The following is an 18445-nucleotide window of genomic DNA, read 5'->3' as shown; positions in this document are numbered from 1 at the left end:
CGATGGCTTCCAGCGATGAATAGGCAGCAATTAGGGGGCGGCGGTCAGATCGGCTGCCCTTTCAGAAGGCGGGGCGTATCGCCGGACAATCCGGCTGCCTGCTTGATGAAGAAGGATTTCAGGCTCGGGACGCGATCCACGAGACCAAGGCCGATATCGCGAATGGAGCGGATGGCCGGATTGTCGTTGGAAAACAGCTTGGTGAGAACATCGGTAGTCACGCCCATCTGCACCGTGTCAAAGCGACGCCAGGACTGGTAACGTTCAAGGGCGGCGAACGATCCGATATCGAGGCCGAGGCGATCCGTTTCGACGATAACCTCGGCAATGGCAGCAGCATCGCGGAAACCGAGATTGAGGCCCTGTCCCGCGATCGGGTGGATGCGATGCGCCGCATCGCCGACAAGGGCAAAGCGCGGTTTCACGAATTCGCGCGCCAGCGTCAGGCCAAGCGGGAAGGCGCGGCGCGGGCCTTCGACATGCAGCGCGCCGAGACGATGCCCGAAGCGCTGTTCCAGTTCGGCTTCGAAAACGAAATCATCTTCGCGGATCAGCCGGTCGGCGTCAGCGGTGCGTTCGGTCCACACCAGCGAGCTGCGATTGCCCTTGAGCGGCAGAATGGCAAAGGGTCCGGCAGGCAGGAAATGCTCGTCGGCGCGTCCGCCATGCGGCTTTTCGTGGGATACGTTGCAGACGATGCCCGACTGGCCATAGTCCCAGTTGACGGTCTTGATGCCCGCCTGATCGCGCAGACGGGAGCGCGCACCGTCGGCGGCAATCAGAAGGCGGGTCTCGATGGCGTCGCCATTGGAAAGCGAAACGGTAACGGTTTCCGGCTTGGTTTCGAAGCCATTCACGCTGGTTGCTTCGAGAAAGGTAATGCCCAGCGCATCGGCCTTGTTGTGCAGGGCAGTATTGAGAATGCGGTTTTCAACCATATGGGCGAAAGGCTCGCCGGGGTCCACATCGCCTGCAAAGGTGAGGAAAACGGGTCGCACCGGGTCGGATACGCGCGAATCGGTGATGACCATTTCGGTAATTGGCTGCGCATCGGGCACGATTTCCTGCCAGCAGCCGAGCTTGTCGAGCATGCGTGATGCGGCAGCCGCGATGGACGAGGCGCGTGGGTCGGTTTTCCACGAACCGGCGGGCGCGCCATCGACAACGGTGACGGAAAGATGTGGCGCCGCCGACTTGACCGCAACCGCCGTGACGAGGCCAACATAACCGCCACCGGCGATCAGCAGGTCGGTGTTGCGGGTGCTTGTCTGTCTGGAAGTCGCAGCCATCGGTTCGTCCTTTTCGGAAAGCCTATACCATGCTTGTGCGCTTCTGGCACAAATACGGCAAGAGTGAAGCCGATATTTTGCCGCGGCACTGTGAGGCACACCGACCGAATCCGAAAAGCCTCCGGGCCACTTGACAGATTTCGACCGGCAGGAACAAACATGAGCCTCAAGTTTATTAGCTTCATATATGGTCGCAGGAGCCAGGCTGTCCATGTCCGATCGCGAAAAGTCCGAATATCAGCAGTCCGATCTTACATCTGTCTCAGATGAGAGCGCAGGCCAGACGGCTTCCATGCGGCAGCTGCTGTCGATACTCGATCTGGAAACGCTGGAGATGGACCTGTTTCGCGGCAACAGCCCGCAAGTGGGTTGGCAGCGCGTGTTCGGCGGTCAGGTGATCGGCCAGGCGCTGATCGCGGCGCAGCGCACCGTGGAGCCTGCGCGGCATGTGCATTCGCTGCATGGATATTTTGTGCGTCCCGGCGATCCGGCGATTCCGATCATCTATGAGGTGGATCGCATTCGCGACGGTTCCAGCTTCAACACCCGCCGCGTGCTGGCCAAGCAGCACGGCAAGGCCATCTTCACGCTGTCGGCGTCGTTTCAGGTGGATGAGGGCGGTCTGGACCACCAGATCGCCATGCCCGAAGGACTGCCGATGCCGGAGCAATTGCTGGGCGACCGCGACATCAAGGAGCAATATCTGCATCTCGCTCCGGCCAATGTTCGCAGATATTGGGAACAGGAGCGTCCCATCGAGATCAAGCCGGTGCAGCTGACGCATTATTTCTCGCGCGAGAAGCTGGAGCCTGCGCAGCATGTCTGGGTGCGCGCAAATGGTATTGTTCCTGATAATCGCGCGCTTCAGGCGGCGATCCTCGCTTATCTCTCCGACATGACGCTGCTCGACACATCGCTGCATCCGCATGGGCGCTCGATCTTCGACCGCGATCTTCAGGCGGCAAGCCTCGATCATGCGATGTGGTTCCATCGTCCGTTCAAGCTGAATGACTGGCTGCTTTATACGCAGGACACACCGAGCGCTTCGGGCGCGCGCGGGTTCAATCGCGGTTCGCTTTATACGCGCGACGGCATTCTGGTGGCTTCCGTTGCACAGGAAGGACTAATTCGTGTGCATGAAAACAAAGAATGATTAAATATTAACCACACCAATGCCTTCTGTATAAATATTATGCAATTCGACGGTTTTCAGCCAAGTTCAGCGCTCGGGCATGGCGCTGAAAAGATGAATCGCTAGAATCACTTAGCCTGAATTTGCCTAAACCTCCGGCACAAAAAGCCCGGCTTTGCGGGGCTGCCGGAAGCCGCAACGACCCACTTCACAAAAAAATCACATTTTGCGCCGCGCCTTTCTGCAACTGGCACGATTTTTGTTTCTCTTGGTTCGAACCGGTCTTTCCAGCGCATACGCGTTTGAAACCGCCATTCGACGGAGATATTCGATGCTCATAACAGGAAGAATCAAGCCAGCAGCTCTTTTGGCCTCTTTGCCTGCGCTGGTCGCCATGGCTGGAATGGCGATGGCACAGGACGCAGCGCCTGCTGCGGCTCCCACGCCCACTCTCGATACGGGCGATACGGCCTGGATGCTGACGTCAACCGCGCTCGTGTTGATGATGACCATCCCGGGCCTTGCGCTGTTCTATGGCGGCATGGTGCGCAAGAAGAACGTGCTGTCCACCGTGATGCAGAGCTTTGCCATCACCTGCCTCATGTCGGTTTTGTGGATGGTCGCCGGCTATTCGCTCGCTTTCACCGACGGTGGTTCGTCGAACGCTTATATCGGTGGTCTTTCCAAGGCTTTCTTCTCCGGCGTCACGATGGAATCGCTGACCGGCACCATTCCGGAATATGTCTTCATCACTTTCCAGATGACCTTTGCGATCATCACGCCCGCGCTGATCGCCGGCGCGTTTGCTGAACGCATGAAGTTTTCGTCCATGCTGGTCTTCCTGACCCTGTGGCTGTTCATCGTCTATATCCCGGTCGCGCACTGGGTCTGGGGCGGCGGTTTCCTCGCGTCGGACGGCGTGCTTGATTTCGCCGGCGGTACGGTCGTTCACATCAATGCTGGTGTTGCCGGTCTGGTGGCTGCACTCATCCTTGGCAAGCGCGACGGCTATGGTCACACCAACATGGCGCCGCACAATCTCGTTCTCTCGGTCATCGGCGCTGCCCTTCTGTGGGTGGGCTGGTTCGGCTTCAATGCCGGTTCGGCTGTCGGTGCGAATGCTCTCGCCGGTGTCGCCATGCTCAACACGCAGGTTGCGACCGCCGGTGCGGCTCTGGCCTGGATGTTCGTGGAATGGGCAATTGCGGGTAAGCCAAGCGTGCTTGGCATTATTTCGGGTGCTGTGGCCGGTCTGGTCGCCGTCACGCCTGCTGCCGGTTTCGTCAATCCGATGGGCGCGCTCATCATCGGCATCGTGGCCGGTGCGATCTGCTACGTCGCAGCCGTCAAGATCAAGCATGCGCTCGGCTACGACGACTCGCTCGATGCGTTCGGCGTCCATGGCGTCGGTGGTTTCGTGGGTGCGATTTTGACCGGTTTCTTCGCAGACACCACCATCAATTCGCTCGGCGAAGGTGCTTCCATGGCCAAGCAGTTCTTCGGTGCGGCAATCACCATCGTCTATACCGCAGTCGCGACGGCCATCATCCTTTATGTGATCAAGGCCGTGATGGGACTGCGTCCAAGCAAGCAGGCTGAAATCGAAGGCCTGGATATCTCTTTGCACGGCGAATCTGTTCAGTAAGAACAATTCTCCCAAGAAGGAGAAAGGCGCGGGAAACCGCGCCTTTTTTCATTTATAAGAAGAAAACCCATGGTTAATGGGGAATTAACCATCGCCGGATTAGGATCGGACCGATTCATTCTGCCCATAGCTATTCCGTTATGGGCGACAGCAGAAATTTCGGTTCGGGACTGGCTATATGCGGCAAGGATATTCGCCCTCATACCCGCTGCGTGACGAGCGGATTACGGAAGACAGGCTCCGCCTGACCAATATCTTCCGCAGGCAGTTCTATATATTGTTCGGTCTGGCGCTTCTGTCGCTGACGGCAATGGCAGTTGGTGCACTGGCCACTTGGAATGTGGCTGATCCAAGCTTCAGCCATGCAACCGACAATCCGGTGACCAATGCGCTTGGCTATCCGGGCGCTGTCTTCTCTGATCTCGCCATGCAGTTTTTTGGTCTGGCGAGCGTTCCTGCATTGTTGCCGCTGGTCGTGTGGTCGCTTCTGATGATGACGCGCGGCGGTATTGGCCGCGTTGCCAAGCGCAGCTTTGCCTGGATCGGCGCTGCCCTTCTGTTTGCCGGCATTGCAAGCTGCTTTGCCGTGCCGGAAAGCTGGCCGATGCCGATCGGTCTTGGCGGTGTGTTTGGCGATATGGTGCTGCGCCTGCCCGGCCTGTTCCTTGGCCAGTTCCCGCAGGGCGCAATCGCTTCGGCCATTGCATTGGTTCTCGCCGTTCCCGCTTTGTGGCTCTGCCTTTTTGCAAGCGGCATTATTGGCCGTGGCATCATCAATCCGGTTCAGCCCGTGCAGCGCGGACGGGCGGAGGAAGATTTCATCGATGAGGATGACGAGGAAACCGCAGGCGGCGGCTTCCAGTTCATTGGTGCGCTGACCCATCTCGTGCTGACAACGACAGCCAACTTCAAGCGTCTGACCGGGCTTGGTCGCCGCCAGTCCCGCGACGAGGATTTCGGCGACATGCGCGCCGTGCGCCGCAGTGCCGAAACGCGTAACGGTGCGGAAGCGGGCAGACGTCGTGAGCCGGGCTTCGGTGGGCCGTCGGCGGACGAAGCGCCGTTCCACATGGATGATCCGATGGATGACGGCATGGACGACGTGCCGCTGGCCGGTCAGGAATGGCACGATGCGCCGCCAGCACGCAGCCGCAAGGCGCGTGTCGAACAGGCCGCGCCGTCGCCCAAGCCGGGCGCTCGCGCACAGCGTGAGGCGCAGCCGTCGTTCCTCAAGGACAAGGGCGTGTTTGAAATGCCATCGCTGCATTTCCTCGCCGAACCAAAGCTTGTTCAACGTGATCCCGCTCTGTCGAAGGATGCGCTGGAGCAGAATGCCCGTCTGCTTGAAGGCGTGCTGGAAGATTTCGGCGTGCGCGGCGAAATCATCAATGTGAAACCCGGACCGGTGGTCACGCTTTATGAACTGGAGCCAGCGCCGGGCATCAAGTCTTCCCGCGTGATCGGCCTTGCCGACGATATCGCCCGTTCGATGAGCGCGATTGCGGCGCGTGTTGCCGTTATTCCGGGCCGCAACGCCATCGGCATCGAATTGCCGAACCCGAAGCGCGAAATGGTTTATCTGCGCGAAATGCTGGCCAGCCGCGACTTCGAACATTCCAAGGCGAAGCTGGCATTGGCGCTCGGCAAGACCATCAATGGCGAGCCGGTGATTGCCGATATCGCGAAGATGCCGCACGTCCTCGTTGCCGGTACGACCGGCTCCGGCAAGTCGGTGGCGATCAACACGATGATACTGTCGCTGCTCTATCGCATGACGCCGCAGGAATGCCGCCTGATCATGATCGACCCGAAGATGCTGGAACTTTCCGTCTATGACGGCATTCCGCATCTGTTGACGCCCGTTGTGACCGATCCGAAGAAGGCGGTTGTCGCGCTCAAATGGACCGTGCGCGAAATGGAAGACCGCTATCGCAAAATGTCGAAGGTCGGTGTTCGCAATATTGACGGTTTCAACCAGCGGGTGGGTCTGGCGCAAAAGAAGGGCGAACCGATTGCGCGCACCGTGCAGACCGGCTTCGACCGCAATACCGGCGAAGCGATCTACGAGACCGAAGAGCTGGATTTGGCACCAATGCCCTATATCGTCGTGATCATCGACGAAATGGCCGACCTGATGATGGTCGCAGGTAAGGATATCGAAGGTGCGGTGCAGCGTCTGGCGCAGATGGCGCGTGCCGCCGGTATCCATGTCATCATGGCGACGCAGCGTCCGTCGGTGGATGTCATCACCGGCACGATCAAGGCCAACTTCCCGACCCGTATTTCCTTCCAGGTGACGTCGAAGATCGACAGCCGCACTATATTGGGCGAGCAGGGCGCTGAACAGCTGCTCGGTCAGGGCGACATGCTCTTCATGGCGGGCGGCGGTCGCATCCAGCGCGTGCACGGGCCTTTCGTCGGCGACGACGAAGTGGAGCGCATCGTGCAGCATCTGAAGCTTCAGGGCGTGCCGGAATATCTGGATGCCATCACTGAGGATGAAGAGGATGACGAGGGCGGCAGCGGACCGGCTGGAACCTCCAATCTGGAAGACTCCGACGATCCTTATGATCAGGCCGTTGCCGTAGTGCTTCGCGACAAGAAGGCTTCCACGTCCTATATCCAGCGTCGTCTCGGCATTGGTTATAACCGCGCTGCCTCGATTATCGAGCGTATGGAAGACGAAGGGATTGTCGGTCCCGCCAACCATGCCGGCAAGCGCGAAATTCTGGTGCCGACCGGTGACGATGACTTCTAAGCCGAGTGCAGCAGCGCGCCATACTCGCGCCAAACTGGCGGCGTAGTTAAACAGAATGATGAAAAGAGAAAGTATATTGATGATGTTCTCCCGTTTTTCAGCCTTGGTAAAAGCTGGCCGTCTTGCCGCCGTGCTGGGAATGGGAGCGCTTGGTCTTGGCGTATCATCGCTTGTTCTGGCACCTGTTGCTGCGATGGCGCAGGGCGCAGGCAGCGGTGCGGCGGCGCAGCAGATTGCCGACCATTTTTCATCGGTACGCACCATGACGGGTGAGTTCGTGCAGTTCGGGCCGAAAGGCGACCAGACCGGCGGCACTTTCTATATCGAGCGTCCGGGCAAGATCCGCTTCAACTACAACAACTCGCCAATCCGTGTAATTGCCGACGGCGAGTCCGTCGTTATCAACAATCGCAAGCTGGATACGTGGGATCTCTATCCGCTTTCCAAGACGCCGCTCAAGCTGTTGCTGGCGGATCGCATCGATCTCGGCGGCGGTCGTTTGCAGAACGTGAAGCAGGAACCGGACATGACCACGCTGGTGCTCGGCGACAAGTCGATCTTCGGCGATTCGAAAATCACCATGATGTTCGATCCGAAGTCCTATGAGCTGAAGCAGTGGACCATCACCGACGCCCAGAAGCTCGATACCACGGTGATGATCTTCAACGTGCGCAGCGGTGTGCGCTTCACCGACGACATGTTCAAGATCGACTATCAGCGCATCGCCATGAAGCGCAAGCGTCCGTAATCGCCAGTTTATGGTCTGCAAGCCGTTTGCATTTGCGCGATAAATGGTTAGGTTCGCGGCATCTTTTTCGTTGCTGCGAGTCCTTCCCCCATGGCTTTTTCCGTTGCTACCTGGAACATCAACTCCGTGCGCCTGCGCATGCCGCTGGTCGAGCAGTTTCTGCGCGACTATCAGCCCGATGTTTTGTGTCTTCAGGAAACCAAGTGCCCGGACGATCAGTTCCCCTCCAAGGGGTTTCGCGCGCTCGGCTATGAGCATATCGCGATCAGCGGCCAGAAGGGCTATCACGGCGTTGCGACCATCTCGCGCCGTCCGTTGTCCGGCGTCGAGAAGATCGGCTTTTGCGATATGGGCGATTGCCGCCATTTGAGTGCTGTCGTCGAAGCTGGAAACAAGAAGCTCCGCATCCATAATTTCTACGTGCCAGCCGGCGGCGATGAGCCGGACCCGGCAATCAATCCGAAATTTGCCCATAAGCTCGGCTTTCTGGAAGAAATGCGGGCCATTGTGGCGGACAGGCAGGACGGATTGTCGTCGATCCTGGTGGGCGATCTCAACATCGCGCCGCTGGAAAACGATGTCTGGTCGCATAAGCAGCTTTTGAAGATCGTCAGCCATACGCCGATCGAGACCGAGACGCTGGAAGACCTGCGCGTCAAGGGCGGCTGGAGCGACCTCATGCGCCAGATCATTCCAGCGGATCAGAAAATCTATACCTGGTGGAGTTATCGCGCCAAGGATTGGGATGAATCGGATCGTGGTCGCCGCCTCGACCATATCTGGGGTTCCGCTGATCTGGAGGTCCATATGAAGGGCTTGCAAATCTTGCGCGATGCGCGCGGCTGGGAGCGGCCGTCAGATCACGTCCCTGTTATCGCGACATTTGATCTGGATTGATTTCGTAACAGTCCCTATATTGGGAGCAGTCTAAACAAGGAGAGAAGAACGATGGATCAGGCAGCACTGTATCAACCAACCAGTGTTTTCAATGTTTCCATGGTTCGCAATGACTGCTCCTCTCACACTTCAGGACGTTTCCTGCATCACGGCTGATGGCCGCACGCTTTTCGAATCCGTCAATTTCAGCGTGACCGAAGGCCGTATTGGGCTTGTCGGGCGCAATGGTGCGGGTAAATCCACGCTTCTCAATATCATGAGCGGCGCCATGGCGCCGACTTCCGGCGCGGTCACGCGCAACGGCAGGCTCGGTGTTCTGCAACAGAATATTGTGACTGACGGCGGGCGAGCGCTGGCCGATCTGTTCGACCTTTCCGCAGCGTTCACCATGCTTTCGCGCATTGAAGCCGGGCTGGGGTCGGATAACGACTTTGAACAAGCGGACTGGCTGTTGCCGCAGCACTTTGCCGATGCCTTGCAGCGCTTCGGGCTGACGCTTGAACCGCAGACACCCCTTGCAACGCTCAGCGGTGGGCAGCGGACGCGCGCCGCTCTCGCCGCCCTTCTTTTCCATCAGCCTGATATCATTCTTCTGGATGAGCCGACTAACAACCTCGATCATGATGGCCGTCTGGCCGTGATGACTATGCTGGCAGAGTGGCGCGGGGCAGCAATTGTCGTTAGCCATGATCGCGCCTTGTTGCGAAACATGGATGGCATTGCCGAACTTTCACAAGGTGGCCTGCATCTTTATGGCGGCAACTGGGATTTTTATCACGACAAGAAGCAGGAAGAACGGGACAACGCAGCTCGCAATCTTCAGCTTGCCCAGCGCGATGTGAAACAGGTTCAACGCAAGGCGCAGGACGCAGCCGAACGTCAGGCACGCAGTGATTCACGTGGACGTAATTCACGTGCCGATAGCGGCATAAGCAAAATGACACTCGATGCGCGTGAGGATCGGGCGCAGAAGACCGGCGGCAAAGGTCAGGCGCTTGCGGATCGCAATATGGAGAAGGCTGCGGCGCAACTGAGAGAAGCTGAAACGCTGGTCGAAACAGTCAAGCCGATGCGCTTCAGCGTCGAGCGCGAGGCGCTTCCTTCCGGGCGCGTCCTTCTGCAAATGGAGAGCGTGTCGGGCGGGCCGCGACCGGACACGCCCGTCATACGCGATTTTTCGATGAAGATTGTCGGACCGGAGCGCATTGCCATACGCGGTGCGAATGGCGCGGGCAAGACATCACTGCTGCGGCTTGTCACGGGGGAATTGCTGCCGGTTGCGGGGCGCGTGCAGTGTTTCGTGCCGATCGCTATGTTCGACCAGCAGATGAGCTTGATGGACCGCAAAGCCACGCTTTATGAGAACTTCCGGCATCTCAATCCGGATGCGAATGACAATGATGCCCGCGCAGCGCTGGCGCGTTTTTCATTTCGCGGCGAAGCTTCGTCCCGGCTTGCCGGAGAACTGAGCGGCGGTGAATTACTGCGCGCAGCACTGGCCTGTGTGTTGGGTGGAACGCAGAAGCCGGAACTACTGATCCTGGATGAGCCGACCAATCATCTCGATCTGGATTCCATCGAGGCGCTGGAGGTAGCGCTGAACGACTATGAAGGCGGACTGCTTGTCGTCAGCCACGATCAGGCGTTTCTGGATGCTATCGGGATCGAAAGGATGATTGATCTGTAGGTTCAGCGAATTGCCAGGGGGGCGCGCGGAGGATTTGCAGGCGGCAAAACCTGCTCTATTCGTCTACAGATATTCTTTCAAAATTTGGGGGGAAATTTTGGATTTGTCCTTCGGGCCAAGCCGCCGAAAGACTGAGGGGATAGAATAAGATTAGAGAAGGCCGAAGGTGCGGGCTTTCGCGACCGCCTGAACTTTATTCACCGCAACAAGTTTGGTCAGCACGTTGCTGATATGGAAATTCACGGTACGGGTTGAGATATTGAGAATTGCGCCGATGATTTCCGATGTTTTGCCCTCGCTGGCCCAGTGCAGGATTTCCCTTTCACGCGCCGTCAGGTTCACTTCGGAAACGCAGTTCATGGTTGGAACATCAAGATGTTCATACATGGACAGATGAAGCAAATTGGCCGAAATCTGCATCTGACGACGCAACGTGGCGATTTCGCCGGAAGCTAACGGCGGATCGCTTCTGATGAAAGACAGCATGCCGAATACGCCCTGCGCGGCCCAGCAAGGCTGCGAAATACCAACCTTGAAGCCGAAACTCTGCGCATCCGTCCAGATTTGAGGCGCCTCGGCGTATAGTTTCGCCGACCAGACCAGCGGCTCGATGCTGTTTAATGCTTTACGAATAAGCGGATCTTCCTCCGCATATTTTTTTGAAGCGTAATGATCTACCCACTCTTGCGGCAGAGAGCCGAAGCTGAGCCATTTCACCACGCCATTGAGCAGTGGAACGCGCATGATATAGGACACATGTGCGAACCCGCGCTGTTTGGCATAGTTGTCTATGTGCTCCAGAAGCTGCCCAGCATCATCAGCGGATTGCATAGATTCATAAATTTGTTCCCATTTCATTGCAGACACCCAATAAGAATGTTTTGTTTATGCTCGTGTGAAATTTATTAGTGTATTGTATTCAGTTTTACTGAAACAATTTCATCATATTACTCTCTTTTTTTCAAGATTTTAATACCGATGGGAACAATTTTAATTCAATTGGCTGTATATTTAAATGAAATTCAGCTAAATTAGCGCGCGTCCACTTTACTCGGGGTTATATCCGCAGGATTTGAAGTAGTTTGCGGATTCTTGTGGTTCGAACAGCGTGACGATCTGGCCGACAGTATTCCATAAGCCCTGGACGGTCCGCTCGGCTTTGGCGCGCAAGACGGCCTTGAGCTTGGCGAAGGCCTTCTCGATGGGGTTGAAGTCTGGACTGTATGGAGGAAGGTAGAGCAAGCGGCACCCAGCACCTTCGATTGCAAGACGCACGCCCTGCGCCTTATGTGACGGCAGGTTGTCCATGATGACGATGTCGCCGGTCACCAAGGTTGGAATGAGAACCTGTTCGACATAGGCCTGGAATGGGACGCCGTTCATCGCGCCGTCGAGGGCCATGTCATGCCGGATAGTCTGAGTGCACCGGTAAATGTCGTTGTCTTCCAATGGCCGTTTGGGACCGGTGAACGGCATCGATCTCCGCAAGGGGGGCGCCCGCGAAGCCGGGACATCTTCGTGCTCAGGCTGGTTTCATCAATGAAGACGAGGCGCGCTGGATCGAGATCGAGCTGGCCGTCGAACCAGTCCTGGCGATGCTTCAGCAGGTCAGGACGGTCCTGCTCCAATGCATGTGCGGTCCTTTTTTGAAAGTCCAGTCGCGCTTTCGCAGCCAGACGTCAAGCGCACTGCGGCCGATCGATACGGCTCTCTCCTCATGCAATCGCCGGACCATCTCGTTGAGCGTGATGTCCTTCGCCTCTTCGATCATGCCGAAGATGAAGCCCTCGTGAGGATCCAGGCGTGAGCCGCCGCGTCTGCCCTGCTTCGCCGGGGCCAACAGACCTGCCCGCGCACTCGCAATCCAGGCGATGGCTGTTGAAATCCCAATCCCAAATCGGGCTGCCGCTGAACGCGCCGACATGCCATCCCGTGACGCAGCCAGAACGCGGCTACGCAGATCATCACTGAAAGCCCGGGTCATATTGCCTCCAACCAAATCACCCGTCGGAGCGATGGAATCAGAATTCGGCGACCAAGGGAATCCCCAACGCGATTCCGCGTTCAATGGACGCGCTCTAGCTTTAATTCAATTAATTTTCATTGACATGAAGCTGATGATAAGTGGCCGAGGCCAAAAAAGTGCGCGGCTGCGTTGATCTGACATTTGTATAGGTGCTTTAGTCGATGAGCCCTAACTAAAGCTCGGCGGACAGCTGTTCTGTTTTCTAAGCCGACACCTCAAGCACTCCATAATCGCTTCAGCGATTTCAGCCAGTGTCCACGTTTTAAAATGTTGTGGAGGCGGGCATATACATCGCCGCGAAATCGTCTTCTTTCTTATCGGTGCCGCCGTGCTAACAACGACACCGATATTGAACTCGCTACTATTAGGGTTCGACGGTATCAATCTCGATGGGGCCAAAGGCTTTCGACCAAGTATCATCTATATTATAGTCGGACTCCAGCGTTCCTTTATCGTATCCTTTAACGTCATCGAAAGCAAAATTAAATACTAATTGCTTGTTATTGATGTCGCTTCCGGCTATTTTCCTTCTTTGTTGTAATCTATTTCCATATCCACCACCCTTTTTGTTTAGGTAAAGGATCAGGGTGATTGTTTTTCCAATTAATGTTTTATCAGAGTCGATATCCACAAAGATATCCAATCCGTCAACGATATCAGGGAAATTAATTATGCTAGCATGCTGTCGCAGATATGGAGCCGCCAGTGTTCGAGTCACGCCCGGAGCGGGATGATTCGGGGCCGAGCTAATTACCTCCGGTAATACGGGCCTTGTCTGGAAGCCAGCGCCGGTAGTGTTCACGAGCATATAGGAAAAGATGTTCGAAGGCTGCCCATCAATGTCTGGCGTAAGATATTTGAACGGAACAACAACCGAACCGTCGACGGCTTCCTCGTAGCTCGTGATTACTATATTCTCCTGAGAGTTATCCGCAGTACGACTATTGATCCAGAAAACAACCTTTTTGTATTCTTCTCCAACGCTTCCCGGCGGCACTTGTAGGGTGAAGCCATCGTGATCATATGCATATTTGCCAGTTAAATCAATTGGTTGAGGTTCATACTCAACCTGATGGAATTGGTCGTAATAAGTTACATCAAGAAATGTGGCTATGACGAATTCGCTCGACTGAACAAGCGCTTCATTGTTCTCGTTCGGCCAAGCCCTGACGGTGGCGACACACGCGGTCAGAGAGCCGATTTTTAGGATGGTCTTGCCGTTTTGATCGGTTTTTGTGGGAATAATATGAGCGTCGTTGTCGACGAACAACTCTGTGTTCTTCTCGTCGAAGAACTGCATGCCCGGCATCATTGTTTCGACAGTCCAATCTATCAACTTGCCGGGTTGAGGAATGCCATTCTTGACATAGGTATAGGTGTACGTGATGATTTGGCTCTCATCGAGTGGATCGACGTCCTGGCGCCTGGGCGGGTTATGCGCATAGCGCTTGTTATGGGCCAGAGCGGTGCCCTGGTAATCATCTACCCCAAAGTTCAGTTGGATCGGGCAAGTAGCATCTGCTTGCGTGGCTTCCACGGTAAAGGGAAGGGATTGTGCCTTGGTTACCTCAATTATAGCAATGGCTGTACCATACGACCTTGTAAGTTCGTCTTGCCGTTTGATTGTGACGCCGTCTGTAGGCAGGTTCCACTTGATTGGGTAGTTATTTAGCTTCTTGCCGCTTTCCGTAGACAATTCCACGATGATGATGGTATTTGTGTCGAGCGATTGGGAGGAGTTGTTGTTGGGTTGCAGGAGTTTGAGGTTGTTGTGTCGCGCTGGACCCGTGAATGTGAATAGTGCAGTTTCGGAAACAACCGAGCCGTCGGCTGTCTTGACTGTTGCTTTTAGGGAGACATCGAAGGCGGGAGGGCCCGAAACGGTCGACAAGTGAAACCAGAACGAGGCTTTTCCAGATGGATCCGTGTTTGCAAACGGGTTCCACGATAAATTGGGTGCTACTGGGCTTCCATCGGCAAGGGTCAGGTCGAGCTTCAATTGGCTGCTGGGAACAGGACCGCGGCTATCCGTATATGTCGCAGTTACCGTAACATCGGTATCGTAACGGATCGTTTGCGGATCCGGCTGATCAATCGTTATTTTGGGTTTGTTTTCACCAAAGGTGAGCTTGACCGTTGTGGGAACACAATCTGGCCCTTCGGAAATGGATAACTGTGTCGTAAGCGCGGCGGACGCAGTTACCGGTATGGTCGCGATGCCGTCAAAGTCTGTTGCAGCACTGGAACCAACCTTGATATCAGAGTTGGGGGCGATATTTAGCGTGCGATAGCGCACAGCATTTCCCTTGTAATCGGTCACGCTAACCTTAACAGCCTGTTCAATTCCGACAGCCAGCGGGTCGGTGGTCGTAGGTGAGACCGGTGCGATGACGTTGGCGGCTACCTGATACGACGCCTTGTAGGGGGCGCCTTCCGATGGTGTAATGGTAACGTCGATATTCTGAACTACACCTTGTGGCATATTGCTAAAGTGGATGTCACTTTGGCTCAAACCGTTTTGGAGCTCGGTAATAAGCTCGGGAAAACGTGCCTCTCCCTCTCCCTTTACAGAGGCTTCCCAAGTAACGCTGAAATTGCCACTTGGCGCGATCCCATTCTCGTCGGTCACTTTAACTTGGAACGCGTAGGAATTGTGCGGGTCAAAAATATTCTCGTTGTCTGGCAGCGGTGCAACCTGAACAAAGCGCGGCCCGCCGATCTTGAAGGTCGGGTAGTCGAAGATGACAATGTCCGATTCTTCCATTCCAACTAAGCCAACTTTCAAGGTGATCCGATCATCCATTCCATAGACAACATATGGAACAGTAATTGATGAAATGGCAGTGCCTATGTGATCTTCCTTTAAGGATGCCGGCTCAATCCGGACCTCGACACCATCGGGTAATCTGGTATTTACACTCCACAATATCTCACGACGACTTAAGACAAATCCATTTCCAGCCGTGTGAAGTGTCTTTAGGTCGTAGGAATAACCAGGATATAGTACAGAATTGTTAATAGGCCAAAAATTAATAACCTGATTTATAACTATATTTTGATCAATAAGTAGATTTTTTGAATTATCTTCTTTACCATCTACTTTTGCGGTCGTGATCCACTCTCCGGGAGAATATTGGTCTACTTCTTTAAAATGGGTGTAGAATTGACCAAGGCGGATTTTAGTATTATTACTTATTGTACTCTGACCAAGTACAGAAGTAATAATTATTTCTTTGCTTTCTATAGGAATTCCATAGGGGTCAGCGTAGAAAACCAGGTAGTTTATATCGCCTGCATCTGGGGCGAGGGATATGGGGGCGAGATATTTTGGGTCGTCGCCGGGGTAGAGAATTTTTAGCCAGTTTCCCGCGCCAATCGGCGGAGCAGACTTTGGCGCGCCGAAGAGACATTCGAATTCGAGCTTGGATTCCGGTTCATCTTCCGGCCAGACGGCCAGGCGGATGGTTGCGTTCGCACTCGGATCGGCAAGCGTCACCTGGATGGAATTGACGCCGTTGCCGTCGCTGCCGACCGGCGTCGCCTGGTGGCGTAGCGTGGCTTCGCCTTCGGCAAGCTGCCACACGAGGTTTCTGCCAGCCAATGGCGTATGAAAGCTGTCCTTATAGGTGACGGCAAGATCGACGAATTCATTCGCTGGAAAAGCAAAACCGCAAGCCGGTGTGCTGGCCATGTAATGCAAATTATTGTTGTTTTGAGTGAGAATGAACTGTCTCATCCTGCTCTCCTGATTTTGAACAAACGGAAAAACTTGCCAATTCCATCCGAACTGACAATTCAACTGGCGCAGTATGTGTCTGGGCTTAGAGGAAGGCTGTCTTCATATGCATCACTGTCAAATGACGCACCTGCCTTCAGATCGTCGTTCGGCAAAGTATTTAAAACGCACCCAATGCAAACCGACTGGGTTCCTGTCTGTTTCAACAAGACATATCTCAGTTCTGTGTGAAATGCCCGGTCACGATGGAACTAGAATCAACACTGTGGTTGTTTTCCGAGCGCCACCCCATATACTGAAATTTCTTATTTCACAGAAAATGCGATGTGCTTGGAAAGATCGCTTATTGTTTGTGTGATCTGCCGAGTCCCACGTTGATTGCGAGCTCTGGGGTATGCTTCGGCATGGCCTTTGTTTTATTAGTGTTTGGGTCTCTGATTACATAGTCAACCCTGACCGTGCCCAAATGTATTCCCGTATCCTGTCCAGCACAAAAGCCAGCAAATCTGGGCGCGGGAATTGGCACTATAAGCTCGCCATTAAAGTCACTACCGTCAAGTGTGTGATCGTCCGACTCAACTACGTTGGAATTGGGTTCCATCGTTTCATAATGATAGGCATTAACGTAACACTTTATCTTCAGAATATCACCTTTCACAAAGGGCAGGCTTCCTCCTAGCGCCGGTATTTTAATTGAGAAATTGTTGGTGATGGTCGCATCGTTAATGACACCGGTGTGATTTGCCAGATATGCTGCGTTATCCAGATTGCGGTATTGCGTAGCTGCTGGCGGATTGACGTCATCGGCTCGAACCGTCAACAGTGCGAGGATCATTCCATTTTCAGCCGCCAATGCGTTATAAATCATATAGACAAATGAGTTATAAGTGTCGTATCTCAATGTGTCAGGCGGTATTTTAAAGCCTTCGGTACTGAGTTCCCTCATGCTTTTGACGTAGATATCATCATTCACCTGCAGTGCCACTAGCGCCTCAGGCCGGTTGCCATAGTCGGTTGTGCATGTCTGTGGCAGTGTGACGCTAACAAAATCCTGACTCGCAGCGACCACGAGCTTGCCGTCCTCATTCTGCGTGGCGTCTACAGGCCCCCATTTTGCATCTATGGATTTCGAGTTATCAATAAAGACCAGGTGTGGCGGCATGTTGGCTGGCAGCTCCGCGCGCTCGTTCCACAGGCGGACAATGGGTTCGATGATTGCTTGGGTATGACTAGCATAATAGAATTCTAACTTGCCGTCCGCCCCGGAAGTGAGCTTGTAGCCAGTCTCTCCGTCGTCATAGTCCGCAAAACTTCCGTCGCTTTTTAAAACCGCAACTGAACGGGGCGAGAGGCTGACATAGACGTCCATTGACGCGCCGCCTGTGCCATCATTTGTTATGAGCTCGAACTTGATTGACCCATCCGTTGTTGTTGGTACATCTGCTGTTGAGACATCAGTTACTTTAAGTGGGGGACTAGTAAATTGAATAGTGTTTGCCATTGAATTAACCTCATGTTTTACAATGCGCATCAACAATGAATTTTAAAACGAAACGCAGCAACTGTTGGGAACGACATAATCTTTGACGGAGTTGCCAGTTGCGCTGAAAATTGATCGATACCGGAGACAATGCGCGCTGATCAAAAGCTGATCCAGCCGTCAGCAAACCGGCACGATGATTCCCGAAAAATCCGCTCTCCTGGGGCGTGCTATCTCGCCGTTCTCAATGCGTTTTGAAAATGGGGAAATAGAAAGCATATTCCCGAAAATAAATATAGATTGGATTCGTCCTTGATGAATATAATATTCATTATTAGATTTATTTAATATAATAAAAATTCAAATTATTCATTGAATTTTTATTTAAATATGAGAAAAAGCTAGAAACTGTATTATTTAAGAGAATTGAGATGTTAAATTATCGCCGCAGATTCAGTGTATATCATTTTTCTAAATTAAAAATACTTAATTTAAATCTCCGTTCAAGTGTGGCGCTCCCAAAGGCACTTATTTTGGCGGCCTTATTGTTCTCACCCGTCTTGCCAGCTCTTGGCCAGACAGTGGGTGGGCGAGGCGGGGAAGGGATTCGTAGCACCGGTCAACCTGGTGACGGTGGATCGCCTGGCCAGCCGGGAACCGATGGAGTGCAACCTTCGGGCTTTCTTGACGCCGGGGTGGGAGGTGGAGGTGGCGGTGCCGGAGGCGGCCTGGGCGGGCATGGTGCCGGAGGCGGGGGACGAGCGCAAGGCGGCGATGGCGGCCTGGGCGGAACGCATGACAAGGAGGATGGCGCTAACGGAGACGATTACACAACCCCCCTTACCGGCGGATTAGGGGGCAATGGCGGTGACGGACAGGATGCAAACATTACCCCCAATGGCGACGGTAGCGGGGGTGGCGGTGGTGCTGGTGGTTATGCCCTGATCATTGCTGGCAATAGTTCTGTTACAAACCATACGACGATTACGGGTGGTAATGGCGGTAACGGCGGCAACAGTGGTCACATATCGGTAGTATTTTAGTGAA

The 18445-nt window shown here is 54.5% G+C and carries 11 protein-coding genes and 1 pseudogene; 7 read left to right on the top strand and 5 right to left on the bottom strand.

Annotated elements, in window-relative coordinates; genetic code table 11:
* Positions 1-44 precede the first annotated feature (44 nt).
* Positions 45-1289, bottom strand: coding sequence for a ubiquinone biosynthesis hydroxylase (locus ABWW11_RS00485; protein ID WP_109369947.1), 1245 nt, complete (start codon positions 1287-1289; stop codon positions 45-47).
* Positions 1290-1581: 292 nt separating this feature from the next.
* Between ABWW11_RS00485 and tesB the strand changes: the two genes are divergently transcribed.
* The 6 genes from tesB (at position 1582) to ABWW11_RS00455 (ending at position 10156) form a co-directional block, all read left to right on the top strand.
* Complete coding sequence (tesB, locus tag ABWW11_RS00480) at positions 1582-2442, top strand: acyl-CoA thioesterase II (RefSeq protein WP_235942808.1); 861 nt, start codon at positions 1582-1584, stop codon at positions 2440-2442.
* 310 nt (positions 2443-2752) lie between these two features.
* Complete coding sequence (locus ABWW11_RS00475) at positions 2753-4066, top strand: ammonium transporter (protein WP_319080541.1); 1314 nt, start codon at positions 2753-2755, stop codon at positions 4064-4066.
* 178 nt (positions 4067-4244) lie between these two features.
* Entirely contained in the window at positions 4245-6824 is a 2580-nt protein-coding gene (locus ABWW11_RS00470; RefSeq protein ID WP_124915127.1) for a DNA translocase FtsK, read from the top strand.
* Positions 6825-6903: 79 nt separating this feature from the next.
* A complete protein-coding gene (locus ABWW11_RS00465) occupies positions 6904-7572 on the top strand; it encodes an outer membrane lipoprotein carrier protein LolA (protein ID WP_181376106.1) in 669 nt (222 codons plus the stop codon).
* A 90-nt stretch (positions 7573-7662) separates the two neighbouring features.
* On the top strand, positions 7663-8469 hold the full coding sequence (gene xth / locus ABWW11_RS00460) for an exodeoxyribonuclease III (RefSeq protein WP_109369942.1): 807 nt from the start codon (positions 7663-7665) through the stop codon (positions 8467-8469).
* A 109-nt stretch (positions 8470-8578) separates the two neighbouring features.
* A complete protein-coding gene (locus tag ABWW11_RS00455; protein WP_124915126.1) occupies positions 8579-10156 on the top strand; it encodes an ABC-F family ATP-binding cassette domain-containing protein in 1578 nt (525 codons plus the stop codon).
* A 150-nt stretch (positions 10157-10306) separates the two neighbouring features.
* Here ABWW11_RS00455 and ABWW11_RS00450 read toward each other — a convergent pair whose 3' ends face one another.
* The 4 genes and pseudogenes from ABWW11_RS00450 to ABWW11_RS00435 form a co-directional block, all read right to left on the bottom strand.
* Positions 10307-11014 (bottom strand): LuxR family transcriptional regulator, encoded by a 708-nt coding sequence (locus ABWW11_RS00450; protein WP_109369941.1) that lies wholly within the window; start codon positions 11012-11014, stop codon positions 10307-10309.
* Between the two features lie 189 nt (positions 11015-11203).
* Positions 11204-12140, bottom strand: a pseudogene (locus ABWW11_RS00445) (IS630 family transposase).
* Positions 12141-12546: 406 nt separating this feature from the next.
* A complete protein-coding gene (locus tag ABWW11_RS00440; protein ID WP_319080539.1) occupies positions 12547-15918 on the bottom strand; it encodes a hypothetical protein in 3372 nt (1123 codons plus the stop codon).
* A 343-nt stretch (positions 15919-16261) separates the two neighbouring features.
* On the bottom strand, positions 16262-17419 hold the full coding sequence (locus tag ABWW11_RS00435) for a hypothetical protein (protein WP_319080538.1): 1158 nt from the start codon (positions 17417-17419) through the stop codon (positions 16262-16264).
* A gap of 644 nt (positions 17420-18063) precedes the next feature.
* Between ABWW11_RS00435 and ABWW11_RS00430 the strand changes: the two genes are divergently transcribed.
* Positions 18064-18441, top strand: a complete 378-nt coding sequence (locus tag ABWW11_RS00430) for a hypothetical protein (RefSeq protein WP_283735967.1) — start codon at positions 18064-18066, stop codon at positions 18439-18441.
* Positions 18442-18445 lie beyond the last annotated feature (4 nt).

The organism is Brucella sp. NBRC 113783, assembly GCF_040372265.1.
Lineage (GTDB): Bacteria > Pseudomonadota > Alphaproteobacteria > Rhizobiales > Rhizobiaceae > Brucella > Brucella teleogrylli.
This window is presented reverse-complemented; position numbering and strand designations above follow the sequence as displayed.